Source organism: Rossellomorea vietnamensis NBRC 101237, assembly GCF_001591825.1.
GTDB lineage: Bacteria > Bacillota > Bacilli > Bacillales > Bacillaceae_B > Rossellomorea > Rossellomorea vietnamensis.
The window spans coordinates 40,905-55,290 of record NZ_BCVQ01000024.1 but is presented as its reverse complement, the minus strand read 5'-3'; the positions used below and the strand labels follow the sequence as shown (position 1 = coordinate 55,290).

21 protein-coding genes are annotated in these 14,386 nt (G+C 42.2%); 2 read left to right on the top strand and 19 right to left on the bottom strand.

What is annotated here, in order from left to right; genetic code table 11:
* Nucleotides 1-34: 34 nt before the first annotated feature.
* The 18 genes from gvpU to BVI01S_RS13285 form a co-directional block, all read right to left on the bottom strand.
* Complete coding sequence (gene gvpU / locus BVI01S_RS13370; RefSeq protein ID WP_061810582.1) at nucleotides 35-436, bottom strand: gas vesicle accessory protein GvpU; 402 nt, start codon at nucleotides 434-436, stop codon at nucleotides 35-37.
* A 19-nt stretch (nucleotides 437-455) separates the two neighbouring features.
* Complete coding sequence (gene gvpT / locus BVI01S_RS13365) at nucleotides 456-1,295, bottom strand: GvpT/GvpP family gas vesicle accessory protein (protein WP_061810580.1); 840 nt, start codon at nucleotides 1,293-1,295, stop codon at nucleotides 456-458.
* Nucleotides 1,296-1,310: 15 nt separating this feature from the next.
* On the bottom strand, nucleotides 1,311-1,643 hold the full coding sequence (locus BVI01S_RS13360; protein WP_061810579.1) for a gas vesicle protein: 333 nt from the start codon (nucleotides 1,641-1,643) through the stop codon (nucleotides 1,311-1,313).
* A 22-nt stretch (nucleotides 1,644-1,665) separates the two neighbouring features.
* Nucleotides 1,666-1,950, bottom strand: a complete 285-nt coding sequence (locus BVI01S_RS13355; RefSeq protein WP_034764925.1) for a gas vesicle protein K — start codon at nucleotides 1,948-1,950, stop codon at nucleotides 1,666-1,668.
* Complete coding sequence (locus BVI01S_RS13350; RefSeq protein WP_034764922.1) at nucleotides 1,916-2,191, bottom strand: gas vesicle protein; 276 nt, start codon at nucleotides 2,189-2,191, stop codon at nucleotides 1,916-1,918. The genes BVI01S_RS13355 and BVI01S_RS13350 overlap by 35 nt, the downstream gene beginning before the upstream one ends.
* Before the next feature lie 23 nt (nucleotides 2,192-2,214).
* Entirely contained in the window at nucleotides 2,215-3,021 is an 807-nt protein-coding gene (locus tag BVI01S_RS13345; protein WP_061810578.1) for a GvpL/GvpF family gas vesicle protein, read from the bottom strand.
* A gap of 4 nt (nucleotides 3,022-3,025) precedes the next feature.
* Nucleotides 3,026-3,286, bottom strand: coding sequence for a gas vesicle protein GvpG (locus BVI01S_RS13340; RefSeq protein ID WP_061810577.1), 261 nt, complete (start codon nucleotides 3,284-3,286; stop codon nucleotides 3,026-3,028).
* Complete coding sequence (locus tag BVI01S_RS13335; protein ID WP_061810576.1) at nucleotides 3,286-4,053, bottom strand: GvpL/GvpF family gas vesicle protein; 768 nt, start codon at nucleotides 4,051-4,053, stop codon at nucleotides 3,286-3,288. Before BVI01S_RS13335 ends, BVI01S_RS13340 begins: the two co-directional genes overlap by 1 nt.
* An 11-nt stretch (nucleotides 4,054-4,064) precedes the next feature.
* Nucleotides 4,065-4,988: a gas vesicle protein GvpN gene (gene gvpN / locus BVI01S_RS13330; protein WP_061810574.1), complete on the bottom strand. Its 924-nt coding sequence runs from the start codon at nucleotides 4,986-4,988 to the stop codon at nucleotides 4,065-4,067.
* 29 nt (nucleotides 4,989-5,017) lie between these two features.
* On the bottom strand, nucleotides 5,018-5,284 hold the full coding sequence (gene gvpO, locus BVI01S_RS13325) for a gas vesicle protein GvpO (protein ID WP_034764910.1): 267 nt from the start codon (nucleotides 5,282-5,284) through the stop codon (nucleotides 5,018-5,020).
* 80 nt (nucleotides 5,285-5,364) lie between these two features.
* Entirely contained in the window at nucleotides 5,365-5,625 is a 261-nt protein-coding gene (gene gvpJ, locus BVI01S_RS13320; protein ID WP_034764908.1) for a gas vesicle protein GvpJ, read from the bottom strand.
* Between the two features lie 21 nt (nucleotides 5,626-5,646).
* Nucleotides 5,647-6,120, bottom strand: a complete 474-nt coding sequence (gvpQ, locus tag BVI01S_RS13315) for a gas vesicle protein GvpQ (protein ID WP_034764906.1) — start codon at nucleotides 6,118-6,120, stop codon at nucleotides 5,647-5,649.
* A 24-nt stretch (nucleotides 6,121-6,144) separates the two neighbouring features.
* Nucleotides 6,145-6,627 (bottom strand): GvpT/GvpP family gas vesicle accessory protein, encoded by a 483-nt coding sequence (gene gvpT / locus BVI01S_RS13310; protein ID WP_034764904.1) that lies wholly within the window; start codon nucleotides 6,625-6,627, stop codon nucleotides 6,145-6,147.
* A gap of 51 nt (nucleotides 6,628-6,678) precedes the next feature.
* Entirely contained in the window at nucleotides 6,679-6,939 is a 261-nt protein-coding gene (gvpA, locus tag BVI01S_RS13305) for a gas vesicle structural protein GvpA (RefSeq protein WP_034764902.1), read from the bottom strand.
* A gap of 363 nt (nucleotides 6,940-7,302) precedes the next feature.
* A complete protein-coding gene (locus BVI01S_RS13300) occupies nucleotides 7,303-7,896 on the bottom strand; it encodes an uL1 family ribosomal protein (protein WP_061810573.1) in 594 nt (197 codons plus the stop codon).
* Nucleotides 7,897-7,905: 9 nt separating this feature from the next.
* On the bottom strand, nucleotides 7,906-9,084 hold the full coding sequence (locus BVI01S_RS13295) for a ParM/StbA family protein (RefSeq protein ID WP_034764897.1): 1,179 nt from the start codon (nucleotides 9,082-9,084) through the stop codon (nucleotides 7,906-7,908).
* Nucleotides 9,085-9,573: 489 nt separating this feature from the next.
* Nucleotides 9,574-10,350 (bottom strand): 3-hydroxybutyrate dehydrogenase, encoded by a 777-nt coding sequence (locus BVI01S_RS13290; protein WP_061810572.1) that lies wholly within the window; start codon nucleotides 10,348-10,350, stop codon nucleotides 9,574-9,576.
* A 20-nt stretch (nucleotides 10,351-10,370) separates the two neighbouring features.
* On the bottom strand, nucleotides 10,371-11,657 hold the full coding sequence (locus tag BVI01S_RS13285; protein ID WP_061810570.1) for a GntP family permease: 1,287 nt from the start codon (nucleotides 11,655-11,657) through the stop codon (nucleotides 10,371-10,373).
* 182 nt (nucleotides 11,658-11,839) lie between these two features.
* Between BVI01S_RS13285 and BVI01S_RS13280 the strand changes: the two genes are divergently transcribed.
* Nucleotides 11,840-12,715 (top strand): LysR family transcriptional regulator, encoded by an 876-nt coding sequence (locus BVI01S_RS13280; RefSeq protein WP_061810565.1) that lies wholly within the window; start codon nucleotides 11,840-11,842, stop codon nucleotides 12,713-12,715.
* 106 nt (nucleotides 12,716-12,821) lie between these two features.
* Complete coding sequence (locus tag BVI01S_RS13275) at nucleotides 12,822-13,223, top strand: carboxymuconolactone decarboxylase family protein (protein WP_061810563.1); 402 nt, start codon at nucleotides 12,822-12,824, stop codon at nucleotides 13,221-13,223.
* A 41-nt stretch (nucleotides 13,224-13,264) separates the two neighbouring features.
* On the opposite strand, the gene BVI01S_RS13270 is transcribed toward BVI01S_RS13275, so the two are convergent.
* Complete coding sequence (locus tag BVI01S_RS13270; protein WP_061810561.1) at nucleotides 13,265-14,275, bottom strand: NADP-dependent oxidoreductase; 1,011 nt, start codon at nucleotides 14,273-14,275, stop codon at nucleotides 13,265-13,267.
* Nucleotides 14,276-14,386 lie beyond the last annotated feature (111 nt).

Genomic DNA, 14,386 nt, shown 5'->3' with positions numbered 1-14,386 from the left:
GCAGCCAGTTACTGTACCTGGCTGCTTTTTTGTATTATTTACTACTTTTCGATTCTGATATCTTTCCTAAAAAGAATCCATCGATTTCATTTAGTTTCCCACGCCACATGATTTTCCCTTTTGAAGGGGTCGGTTTGCTGTCACCACAATACACCTTTGCGTTCTTCAGGTGAATAAAGTGGGCTTCAGAACTTTGGTTTTCTTGTACAGATTCCCCGGCTTTGGCAAGCTCCTCACTCAGCTTCTGAGCTATATCACTGCCATCCTCAAAGGTTTCACTCAATGAATCGAAGTATTCCTTTGCGGAGACGAGGGTGCCTGTTACGACAGCTCCCTTGACGTTTAACGTGATGTCTAATGAAAAATCATGCTTATTTGATGCCTGTACAAAAAATTCTAAGATGCTATCCTTCCCTGTACCTGATTCTACACTCATTTTCACATCTCCTTTATCGTTAAGCTACAGTATCATCTTCGGTAGAGAGTGTTGTATCTTCGTCTTGATCTGCGTCTTTATCATCATCTTTTTTTGCAGATTTTTTACTTTTAGCTGAAGACTTGCGAGTAGAACGCTTCTTTCCCTTTGAACCAGATTTGCTGTTTGATTTCTTCTTGCTTGAAGCTTCTTCTTCATCTTCACTATCATCTTCATCTTCAGCGTTTTCATCTTCATCCGTATATTCGTCTTCTTCATCCTCTTCATCGGACGCTTCTTCCTTGGACTTTTTAGAAGATTTCTTGCTTGAAGACGTTTCTTCTTGTTCTTCTTCCTCGTCATCTTCGTCTTCCTCATCATCGCTTTCATCTTCACGCGCTGCGGCAATTTGATTCATTTTCTCCTCTAATTGCTGCAGGCGGTTCTGAAGCTCTTCATTTTCCTGTTTAAGAGCTTCATAGTCTTGGTTCGACTCTTTTTCCTGGCTGTTCGTTTCCGTTGAATTTACGGCTGTTTCCGTGTCTTCAGAAGCTTCTTCCTCTTTATCACGCTTAAACAGGTTGGCTGTTGACGATTTTAACGTGACAGCAGCTTTTCTGGATCTTTCTTTTGCCGCTTTCCCGAAGTCGAGGCTTTTGCTTTTGATTTTCTCCTGATCAATACGGTCCAGTAGTTTTTTTCCGTTTTCAGGTGTTGCCAAGTATCCTACAGTCGCTCCCAACAGACTTCCAGCTACAGTTCTCTTGATTGGGCCACTTCTTCTTGTTTTGTTCTCATTTGTTGAATTCTTTTCTGTTGAATTCTTTTCCTGTCCTTGATTCTCAATTGTTGTGTTTTGCGTATTATTTTTTTCTGCCATCGGTAAAACCTCCAATTAGTTTGTTGTTTCCGCCGTATTAAGACGGTTTGTATCCAGTTTCTTTTCAAGTGATTCCAGTCGTTCCTGTAATTTCTTATTTTCCTCTTCAAGTGCTTTCGTGTTGTTATCTGCGGCTTTGGAACTTAAATAAGGGTCATTTTCCCACCAGTCCATGCCTATTTCTTTTGCTTTATCTACAGAAGCAACAATTAAACGGATCTTGATCGTGAGCAGCTCGACATCGGCGATTCCCACCGTAATATCTCCTGCTACGACAACCCCTTTATCTAAAATCTTTTCTAATACATCCACGATTGTGTTGGATTGTACCGGATGCTCCATTCCCATCATGTAACCTCCCTAATCGGCATTACATTAAGCTCCCTAAAGGACCAAGATCTATATTCAAGTCTTCTGCATCAAGACCAAATACCTCTTTCAACTCTTCCATTTTTTCTTCCAAGTTCATTAGGGCTATGCCTAGATTCTCTACTTGTTCATCTGTTAACGTACCGCCTTCTACTCGCCGCATCGCATGTCTCTCAACAATTTGCCTTAATAGTTCTACAACGGTCAATACTAGCTGTGCCAATCCTTGTTCTGCTTTTTCCGGGTCGAAATTAATTCGCCCATTTGTCCCGCTGGCCTGTTGCATGAATCAATCCCTCCCTTTCTTGATCGAATTGATCGGATGTTACGGTTTTACGCGTTCCTTGTTTATGTTGAACCAATGTTTCTACTGAGGAAATCAACACTCGCAAATCCAGATACACGAGGTCGACACCTGCAATGGATATAATTAAATCTCCCTTGATCGCCACACCTTTATCGAGAATGACATCTAAAATATCAATTAGGGCTATATCTTTGTTCTCGATTGATTCTCTGACTGTCATATTTCTCATTCCTTATTTTATGATTAAGAAAAACTAGAAAAATGATAAGGTGGCCAAGGGCCGGATGCTTCAATTTTCCAACCTGCGTGTCCCAGTTCTTCTTCGTATTGCTTTATTTCTTCAACAAATTCATCTACTTTGGACGCAGGAAGGAGGAATACACTATTCCAAGCCATATGTTCCTGTCGGCCTGTTACATCTTTACTCCAATTTTTTTTGATATTCCCATGTAGGGAGTGTTCTTTCAGCTTTTCATGAACCTCTTCACAAAGGCGGTTCTTTTCGTTTTCAAGTTCCCGATCGATCAGCTGATCGATTTTTTTCTTCTCAAAGAACTGCCTCCCCTTTGGTAATTCGCTGATTTCTTTCCTTTTGGCTTCGATGGATGGATTGTTTTCACTTACTTGTTCTTTCAGCAGCTTATCGTCACAGTAGATCTTGACGTTCCACTCTTCGTTACCATCCAGCTGATCAAAAGTCGTTTCCAGCTTGTTTCGATTGCCTTCTATCGTCGCCTTGAGGCTATCCTCGTTTTTGTATAATGTACAGAACTTCAAGGGGATGATGGTATACAACTTCGATACCATCAATACCGTTTCGTGATGATGAAACGCCTTTTCCTGAAGCCAGTCCATGTCATTATCGACTTTGTCCTTAATGGTCTCTTCGGAGTATTCATTTGATGGCAAATCACAAACAATCGCTGTCACGTCACCAATTTCAATCGGGTAAAGCTCGCTTTCTCCATCGAACCCTTTCATGGAAGGCAGGTTTTCTTTGTTTGATTCTTTTGTCGGAATTAAACCGTATAAATAAAGTAAATCGCTCATCTGATCACCCTTGTTTCTTTTTCGTTAATTCTTCCCATTGTTCCATTTCCATCTGTTTCGCAATTTCATATCTTGTTAAGAGCTCGTCTTCTTTTTCTTGGAATGCTTCCTCAGGAATTTCTCCTAATTCATACATCATTTGAAGCTGTATCAATTTTTGCTGGATGGTAGGAAGGTCGTACAATTCTTTGTCTGCTTCTTCTTTGATCTTTTCAGCGACTTTTATGACGACATTAATTGGTGCACTCACCAATTTATGAATCATCAGCCTTCCTCAACCTTCAAGCGTATGTTGACAAAGTTGTAAGCCGGCCAAGGGCCGCTGTAATTAAATTCGACCTTATCCTTCCATTTTTCATGTGCTTCATTGACCTTTTGATCGAACGACTCTTCCTGATCCCGGTCAATTAAGAAAGAAGCGTTGAGAAGCATTTTCTCACTTGAAGGTTCGTTGGCCTTTGCCGATACGGCCGCTTCCTCAAGAGGTGCATACACTTCTTCCTTTACCTCACTTTGCAGGGAAGCAAATAACTTCTGAGCCATTCCGCCAAGCTGAATGCGGTCATAATACGCTGCCGATTCTGATTTGCCTTTCACGGCTGAGGCCATTTTTTCTACCTGCGGGTTATCCTTTACCATGGCTTCAAGCCATTCCTTTTTACCGATCACCTTTAAGCCCAGCTCAATTTTCCCCTTAATGGCCGGGAATAGAGTTTCGAACTGGGGATAAAGGTTTTCAAGCAAGGCTTCTACATCGTCCCTTGTTTTAAAAACATTTCCGAAACTGATCGGGATGACGGTATCTTTTTGTTCCATAACCCGGGATACTGCTCCCTGGTGCATCAGTAAGTTTTGCTTCTTAGGATGATAAATTTTCATCGGCACTTCTGCTGCTACCATCGCTGCGTCCTTATATCTGACCGTGAACGTCTCGCGTTCTTCGCCCTCTATTTCAATGGAACCAAATTGATCTTCTTGTTCCGTTTGAATGGCACAAAATATATAAATCCCCATTTCTTCCTGACTCATCATAAAACTCTCCTTTATTCCTCAGATACCTTCATTCGTTTACATGCATCTATAATCAATTGTTCTGCTTTTTCTTGTGGGTTTTCTTCGTCGATACATCGACTTATACTATGTGCTGCTATATCAATACATAGACGTTGAAAATCTGCATCCTTACCGTCTATGGGAATGTCCGATTCAATGGCGAGTCGTGCAATCATTAAGGAAGCACGCAAGCTCGGTCCGTTCATTTCATTTGTACATTGATCGCGTAATGTTGAGATGAGTGTCGTGATCGCTCTTGCTTCACTCATAACCAGGTTAGCTTTTTCTGATACAATCTTTGCCTCTTGTTCCGCTCCCTTGTAATCTACGTTAATGGTGATCAACCGATCCAATAGAGCATCCTGTGTTTGATAAACCCCTGCATACTCTGCAGGATTACTAGTAAATATGATGGCAAATTCCGGATGTACTCTAATAAAAGGCTCTGTCAGCTTCGAACCATACAAAGGAATGATTCCTTCTTCCAAAATGGATAGGAAAATATTATTCGTCGTCGGCTGTGATCGTGTGAATTCATCGTATACAAGGGTATAACCATTCTTGACGGCTTCCAGTAACCGTCCGTCTCTCCATGTTTCGGTTACGCTTTCGTCCTTTTTATAAACGGATCGTACATATTGATCAACGACCTTTTTACTGGTATAACCCGTAAAATCACCGATTAAGTCTTTATTATTCAGTTCATGATTGCCGTGCATGAGCATCACCGGTCTTTTTCTCTTTTTCGCCAAAGCGAGTGCAAGAGATGTTTTCCCGGCACCGGAAGGACCCGTGAAATGCACAGGATATCCAGCTTTAAGGTATTGCAATGAGCGCGAAAGCAATTCTTTCGTTTCATCATCTTGTATTAATGCCCTGCTATCCTTTTTGATCCGTTTTGTTAAGACCGTCACGTACAATTCCCTCCTACTCGCTCAAGACACTACATTTCCTGTCCAATGGCACTTCTGTAACGGATATCCCGTCGTTTAAATGACGTGACTTCCTTTTCTTTATTAAGGAGAACATCATATGTTCCAAGCATTTCGTCTTTCGCATATTTCTTCATATATTCCTTTTCTTCAATCACTTCAACTTGCAGTTTCCAGCCTTCGTCTTCTGTCAGTTCCACTGACGTAATCTTATGGACCGGAGCTACATGTTCATTGAAGAAATCCGTCACACTATTCATGATTTCTTTGATTACCATAGCTGCCTCCTACTATAGATGAAGGGGAGGGTGCCAATAATGGCCCCCTTCATACACATATTCTTTTGCTGGTACTCCCTTTAGATGCTGAACTGGGAGCTTCTTTCGTTCTGCTGTGTAGCAAGTCCGTTTTCTTCGACATCATCCCGTAAGAGGCCTACTGCCTCTGCATAGCGCAACCATGTATCGACACTGGCGATGACGACCCTTGCTTCAACTGTCAAAATTTCAATTCCAACGACAGATACCCTTGCAAATGCGTCAATGACAATCCCTTTGTCCAGGATACGGTCGATGACTTCTGCCAAACTCGAACTATTATTACTCTTTTGAATAGCCAATTGTTATTCTCCTTCCGGTGTTTATGAACAGATTGTCTTAATGTCTTTTGATGATTTGATATTTTCTGAACTTTTTATTTCGGTGGAGCTCTTAATGTTAAAGGAACTCTTGATGTCACTTGCTCCCTTGATATTTCCAACGCCTTTGACTTTTGTTTGTTTACCATTCGATGAAGATATTTTCTTTTGAAACTCTTCTCCGGCTTCTTTTGCGTTTCCTAACTTTTCCCTTACGGAAAGCAGGACATCCTGGACTTTTTCTTTTGCTTCTTCTGCTTTGGTATGAACATTATCGGCATTTTTCTCTTTTGCGTTCTCTAACTTCTCTGATGCTTCATTTGCCTTTGATTGAATGCCATCTTCCACACCGTTCACAAATGTTTCTTTCGCTTTCTCTTTCAGAGTATCTTTCACTTTTTCTTTCACGGGCTCTGGAGCATGGTCGTATGCTTTTTTAGCCATCTTCCCAACGGCTTTTTTTACAGGCTTACTCATGTAATGCCCCCTTCAGGGATGCGGTTATTTCTTGGAGTCCACCAGGCTGTTCAACATTTCCTCGATGCGTTCTAAACGCTCATTCAAATTCTTGTTTTCTTCTTTGATCTCTTCTAATTCTTCTGATTGATCGGAAGACATTTCATTGTTTTCAGCTTTGGCATCTGACGCCTCTTCTTTTTTCTTTTTGGGTGACAACAAGCCACCTTCGAGCCTGCTCATATATCCGGTAGCCGATTGTCTAAGGGTGATGATGGCCTGCTCTGTCAGGAATTCCTGGGCTGACCTTCGCAATTCTTTACTTGCAGCTTTCATCACTTCCGATTTTCCTAAACTGTCCACCACTTTCTTTCCTGTACCCGGGTTCGTAAGTAATCCGAGACCTGCTCCGACTACTCCACCGATAATGGCGTAATTCATGGATTGTCTGTTTTCAACTGTTTGTTCTTCATTTCCTTCTGTGTTTTTCGTTTCTTCGACTGGTTGACTGCTTTTTGTTTCTGCCATATTCATCCTCTTTTCTACAAAAAATAGTGAAACTATATGTTACTTACTTGTTTAAATGCTAAATGCTGTTCCTCTTTCATTTTCTTGCTTTGCCAAGCCCTCTTCTTGAACATCGTCTCTTAAGAGTCCAACTGCCTCTGCATATCGTAACCATGTATCTACACTTGCAATGACGACTCTTGCTTCAATAGTAAGAATTTCTATTCCCACTAAGGAAACTCTGGCAAATGCATCAATGACTATTCCTTTATCCAGGATTCTATCAATTACTTCTGCGAGACTTGAGCTATCATTACTTTTTTGAATACTCATCGAATCTCTCCTCTTAATTGGTGTAGCCAATGACTGCGTGCAAAAGTTTTATTCTGTTTAATCGGTGTTTACCTCGGTTTCTGCCCTCGTTAAACCATGCCGTGGGAATTATTTGAATTAAACTGCCATTTTTTATACATGTTTTACACCACTTGTAACAGGCTGTAATAATTTTTCCTTAGAGGGATATGCATTTGTAGATTTTTTGTGGAAAATATAATTCAAATAAGACAAATCGGTTACAGTTTCCAACTATAATAGGTGGTTGAATTCAGTGGGAAAATGTGCTCTGAAAGGAGAGGGGAAATAGAACCAAAAAAGAACCTGAAGCTATAGGCCAAAGGGCCTCGCTTCAGGTTCTCTTTATTTATTCATTTGGGATAGGAAGTCACCTAACAGGTCTTCCATTGACTCCTCTTTAGGTTCTTCACTGACGGTTTCATTCGGTTTCATTGCACTGTCCCAGTCGAAGTTGTCCAATTCCTCATCTGTTGAGTGTGAACGCTCTTCCTCTACTTCTTCAGGGGTATCATCCATCACTTGATCAAGGGACCACTCTCGTCCCGTATCATGACTTGCTGCCGTTTCTTCCTGAAGATACAGTGCTTCATCGATATCCAATGAATTACTGCTCAAAGAAGCAAGAAGGGAGGCCGTTCGAACCGGGTTTGAAAGCAGCTGGTACACGATGCTGCCGAGCAGGGCTTCTGAGTGTTCATGCTTAAGCCAGTCACGCTGGGACTTGTCCAGTCCCTTCGGAAGGGGGATCGTAATCGCTTCCCGCCTCTTTGCAATCGAATCATTTACCCCGTTCAGGACAAGCTCTGCAATTTTACTGGAGAAATTCCGTTTTTCTTTTTCTTTGAGCTTTTGTAAATGTTTTAAAACATGGTCAGGTGTATCTGAGGGAAGCCGAAATGTGATCGGCTGTCCCCTCGACATCCCTTTTTCAGTCATACCATCACCCTATTTGGTTTTCGCTAATTTTTGTTCTTCTTTCGGGGCTTGCTGCTTTTGCGTTTTTCTTGTGAAGTCGCCAATCAGCTTGTAGTAAGCGTTGGCCATCATCCAGATACTTTCCTTCTCATCTTCAAAGAAGTCGATGTTGTACCCATCAAGGTTATTGTTAAGCGTCTTGATGTACTCTTTAAGAACGCTTGAGCCGCCACCGATGAAGTAACAAATTTCCGTCTGGGAGTTCTTTTGCCACATATTACGCAGGTGACGGTATTGCTTTTTAGCCAGTTCAAGCATGATTCGGTCCACGATATCATGGACGCTTGTGCGACTACCTTTTACCATAATATGATTGCGGTCATTTTTCTTCGTGATGATTTCGACCACATCACGGCGGCTGTCAAGCTCAATACCATGTTTTGAACGGATTTCCTCACGGATCAATTCCAGTGATTCAGATACACCCAGATTAAACCCTTGAGCTTTATCGTCGTCTACTTTACGATCTTTGATGACCGCGATATCTGTGGATAATCCACCGATATCCTGAATCAAGATACGCTTATCAATCAAATCTTTGTTGATAATATTTGAATTATTATCCATCACAAGGTTGATGAAAGCAGCGAATCCTTCTGGATAAACCTTTACTTCATCAAATTTAATATTTACTTTCATACCTTGATAGCGTGGAGTGACAAGGAATTCGACCTGATGAACCGAACCTAATAATCTTGAACGGTATCCAACGTCTTTTCCTTCCTTTACCTCACGTAGTGGGAGGCCTGTTCCAAGCGTATAGTTTGCTTCGACTACATTATTATTCTTTTTAAAATCCGATCCATTACGTGCTGCATCGAGAGCGATGGAAGCAAACAGCATGACCAATGTTTGATCCTCTTCTGATTTACTGCTTCCCGGATCCAATTCAGTTGAGTTATTGCTCTTTGTCGCAAGATTACCAACCCGGTAGATTGCATTATTGTCTTTCAGGGCAGGGGAGTGGACACGGATATGTATGCCGTCTAGTGGGTCTTGTGTATCCAGCTCCTCAATACCGATGATAGGACGGTCTTCAACATCCCTTGCGATGACGTTCGGAATATTTACCTCAGCGTCCAGTTTCCCAAAAATACCTTTTAAAGAATCATTACCAACATCAATGGCTGCAATGCGAGAGTTCGTCATTAATATCATCCTTTCAATCATGAGTAAGAATTTGTCAAAACATTTCAACTCTTACTCTCAGAGTATACAATTTCCCGTCTCCGGTCAATCCTACTTTTCTATCGATTATAGCAAAGTAGAGTCCGCTGATTTGTACACATTTTTGTATCGTTGTATACACTATTTGTGTACATCCCTTAATAACAATATGTGTACTTGTTCGTGTACATGTATACGATTTTGTATACAATTGTGTACGTTTTTGTTTACAAGTATACAAAATTGTATACTTGATGTTTTTTACATATTCTTACTTCAAATCATGCTCTTTCTACTACGTTTTGAAACTAGGAAACTACCTTTTTATTACATTTGAAATAATGGAGAGGAAGTAAAATGTGAAGGGAAGAATGTTTGTATTTAAAGTGAAGCAGTCGTTTACGACTCGATAGAAGGATAAAAAAGACATCGGCATTTTACACACCGATGTCTTATAAGGAATGAAATGATTTATTGGGCCGTATACCCTCCGTCGATGACGACCGCTTGTCCCGTCACACTCTTTGCTTGATCGCTGGACAGGAACATTGCGTAGTCGGCAATTTCAGTGACATCAAGCAAGCGCTTTTGAGGGACTAAAGGATAGATGACTTCTTCCAGTACTTTTTCTAAAGGAACGTTTCGCGTAGTCGCAATATCCTTCAATTGCCCTCTTACAAGTGGTGTATCAACATAACCGGGGCAAATGGAATTCACAGTGATCCCGAAAGGAGCTGACTCCAGCGCCGCCACTTTCGTCAATCCGATCACGCCGTGTTTCGCACTGTTATAGGCAGCTTTTCCAGCAAAGCCTACTAAACCATTGATGGAAGAGACATTAATGATACGGCCAAACTTCTGTTCTTTCATGATTGGCAGAACGTGCTTGATCGCGATGAAGGGCGCGGTAAGCATGATTTTGATCATGAGCTCGAACTTACCTGTCGGAAATTCTTCAATCGGAGAGACATGTTGTAATCCGGCATTATTCACCAATACATCGATGCGTCCATATTGTTTATGGGCTGTGTCGATCATATTCTTGATATCTTCTTCACTCGTTACGTCAGCTTTAAGACCAATGGCTTCATATCCGAGACCTTTAAGTTTATCAGCAGCAGCTTTAACTCCCTCTTCGTTCAAATCTGTCAGTACCACTTTACTTCCTTTTTCAGCATAGGATTTACCTAACTCAAAGCCGATGCCGCTTGCTGAACCCGTAATTAAAACCACTTTATTTTCTACCATGTCTAAACACTCCTATAATTTTATATTAGTCCTATACTTGCCATGATGATTCCGGCTATGACTGCGATGGTAGGGATCACAAGACCCACAATAAACACATCTTTATAACAATCTTTATGCGTTACATTCGTAACCGCCAAGAGCGTCAATAATGCCCCGTTGTGAGGCAGGATTGATGCCCCGGAAGCAATGGAAGCCATGCGATGGAATGCTTCCGGACTGACTCCAGTTGATTGAGACAGTTGGTAATAGGTATCGCCCAGTGCCTGCATGGCAATCCCCATCCCCCCTGAGGCAGAACCGGTGATCATTGCAAGGATCTGAACAATCAGTGATTCCGAGATCAATGGATTTGATGAGATCCCCAACAGAAGGTCTGTGATGCGCTCAAAGTCCGGTACACTCGTTACGACTGCCCCGAACCCTACGGCCGCACTGGTGTTGATGATGGCCATCACAGAGCCCTTTGCCCCTTCATTGATGGAAGGGATGAATTTCTTATACCTGCTCACATTGATAATGAGAATCAGAACAATCCCTGCCAGTAAAGAGGGGATGGCGTCCAATTTGATGCCGTTCAATAACACGACAACCAAAAGTAATGGCAGCAAGGAGACAATCCAATTAGGTAAAGCTCGCTGCTCTTCATTGGATCCTGACCCTGTTTGGCTGATTTCCTTAAAGGTATCCCCGTTTGCAGCCATCCTCTTCTGCCTGCCCACGAGCCAGAAGTATCCCCCGATAGCCATGATGAGTGACGAGACGACGCCCATCCATGAACCTGCCATCGGTGACGTGTGAAACGTCTTCATCGGGATCAAGTTCTGTATTTGCGGTGTTCCCGGGACAGCCGTCATCGTGAACGTAAATGCCCCCAGCACGATCGTCGGTGCAATCAGCTTTCTTGAGATATCCGCATTTCTGAATAATGCCAGAGCGATGGGATAGATGGCGAACACCACGACGAAGAGACTCACTCCTCCATATGTCAGTACGGCCGAAGCGACCAGCACCCCAAGAATGGCCCGCTTCTCCCTGATCATTTTTGTGATTTGATAAGCGACAGATTTTGCTGCCCCTGTATCTTCCATCAACTTTCCAAAAACGGCTCCCAGTAAGAAAATCGGAAACCACTGCTTGGCAAAATTCACGAATCCCGACATATACGTATCGGTATACGTATCCATCAGATCCATACCGGTCATGAGTGCCACAACGCCTGCGACAATCGGTGCAATCCATATAATGGACCATCCAAGATAAGCAAAGACCATCAACAAAATCAGGCCTATTAAAATACTAAACAACTTCTTTCCACCCTTCTAAAGAAAACAAAAAGAGAGGACACGATTTCGCACCACTCTTCCAACGTTTAAACAATAAATTTTTTTGACGTAAGAAATTTTACTCTTCTCCTATAAATAAGTAAAATGAATTAAAACTATATTTATCATGCAATAAAGTTATAGATTGAAAAGGAGAGAAACCATTGGATATCCGACAGCTTACCTACTTCAATGAAGTGGCCAAATTCAAAAGTTTTACAAAGGCTTCAAATGTTCTTCACCTATCCCAGCCCACCCTAAGTAAGATGGTACGGAGCCTGGAAGATGAACTGGAGATGGAGCTGATTGACCGGTCCTCCCGTCAAATAGAACTGACTGAAGCGGGCGAAATCGTTTATGAACAGGGACAGGTCATCCTGGAATCCCTTGATCACTTATCAACTCATTTGTATGACTTAATGAACTTAAAGAAAGGGAAAATCAAAATCGGGATCCCGCCGTTGATTGGGTTTTTATTTTTCCCCAGCATCATAAAGGAATTTAAAACATTATATCCGGACATCCACATACAGCTGAACGAATATGGTGCCAATAAAGTGGAGGAAGAAGTGAGGGATGGGATGTTGGACCTTGGTGTGGTCGTTTTACCTATGGATGAAGAGCAGTTTGATGTCGTTCCCTTCGTTTCCGAGAAACATATGCTATTTGTCCACCACTCTCACCCACTGGCGGATAAAGATTCGGTGGAAATGAACGCATTACATGAAGAGGACTTCATCCTCTTCAGTGAAGACTTTGCCCTGCATGACAAAATCATTGAGGAATGCAGAAAATCGGGATTTTATCCAAAGGTCGCCTATGAGAGTTCACAGTGGGATTTCATAGGCGAAATGATCGGGCAAAATCTTGGCATTTCCATCTTCCCTCAATCCATTTCTAAAAAAGTGGACCAGGAAGTCGTGAAATCGATTCCCATCGTAAACCCGGTTGTTCCCTGGAATTTAGGGATCATCACGAAAAAAGGACGATACGAATCGTTTGCGGTTCGCGAATTCAAGAAAATGCTGCATGATCGATAAAATCCATAACTTTTTTGCATATATTCTATAAAATATATGTATTTTACGCATATATACTTACGGCGTTATAGTATTCCTGTAGCAACTTAGACAGGAGGAATGGAACATGAATCAAGACAGATATCAAAACGGGTTGGATAAACTGATGGAATATACACTGACCGATAATAAAGAAATCTCCACTCATCTCAAAATCTCTGAAGCACTGGAAGATATCGCTCCCGATGTGGGAAAATACATCATCGAATTTGCCTATGGTGAAATATATTCCAGGAAAGGATTGACGAATAAGCAGCGCGCCCTCGTCACTATCTCCTCCCTAGTAACACAAGGAACGGAGCCTCAGCTCGAGCTCCATATCAACACGGGACTTACAGCGGGACTGACGGAGGAAGAAATCGTCGAGAGCATCACTCATTTGATCCTTTATACCGGGTTCCCACGCGTTCTAAATGCATTAACGGTTGCTAAGAAGGTATTCGCTATGCGCCGAGAAGAAAAACATTGATAGAAAGAGGCTTGACGATAGTGTCAGGCCTCTTTAATGGGTTACAAGGGCTTTTTCACCTCTAACACGACCTTGCCCTTAGCTCTTCCTGTCTCGACGTACTGGATGGCCTCCTGAGCCTTCTCAAGGGGGTAGACTCTATCCACCAGAGGTCGTATCTTCCCTTGTTCAACAAAATCCTTGATTTCAGCCAGCTGTTCTCCGCTCGGTTTCATAAACAGGAAGTAATAGTCTACGTTAAACTTCCGTTCCAGAGCGGTTATCCGCCTGCTTACGATCGAGAATAACATGCGCTTAAGAAAACCCAATTTGTTATCTACAGCGAATCTCCCGTTTGGTACTGCCGAAACCGAAACAATTCTACCATATGGTTTCACTACCCGGAACGAACGGTCCAGGGATTCCCCTCCTAGCGTATCGAATACCGCATCGAATCCCTCTAGAACTTCCTCAAAGGGTTGTATCCTATAATTGATCACCTGGTTCGCTCCAAGGGACAAAACCAAGTCATGCCCTTTTTCACTTGCCGTCGTGGCTACATACGCCCCCATTTCCTTTGCCAGCTGAATGGCGAAGGATCCGACTCCACCAGCCCCTGCTTGGATAAGGATCTTCTGTCCCGGTTTCAGCTCAAGGATGTCATGAAATGCCTGCCATGTGGTCAACCCAACCAGCGGAAGGGAAGCTGCCTCTACAAACGTCAGGTTGTTAGGTTTCAACGACACATCGTCTTCATGAACAGAATGATATTCAGCAAAAGTGCCAATCCGGTTCTTACGCGGTCTGCCGTATACTTCATCCCCCACCTGAAACTTATTTACTTTGGATCCCGTTTGAATGATTTTCCCTGAGAAATCATTCCCCAGAACCAGAGGCATCTTATAGCTCAACAGCATTTTCACCTTGCCATCCCTGATTTTAAAATCGATTGGGTTTATGCTCGCTGCATACACTTCCACTAGGACATCATGTTCCCCCACTTCCGGAATGGAAAGTTCCGTCAGTTCTAAAGGAGTGTTCTTACCATACTTCTTTATGGTCATCGCTTTCATATTCATCACCCTCATATAAAGTTTAAATGTTTAATCATATAAACATATTATTTATAATTGAACTTCAACCGTCAATAAAATAGCATAGATAACCATTTCCAATATTTTGTA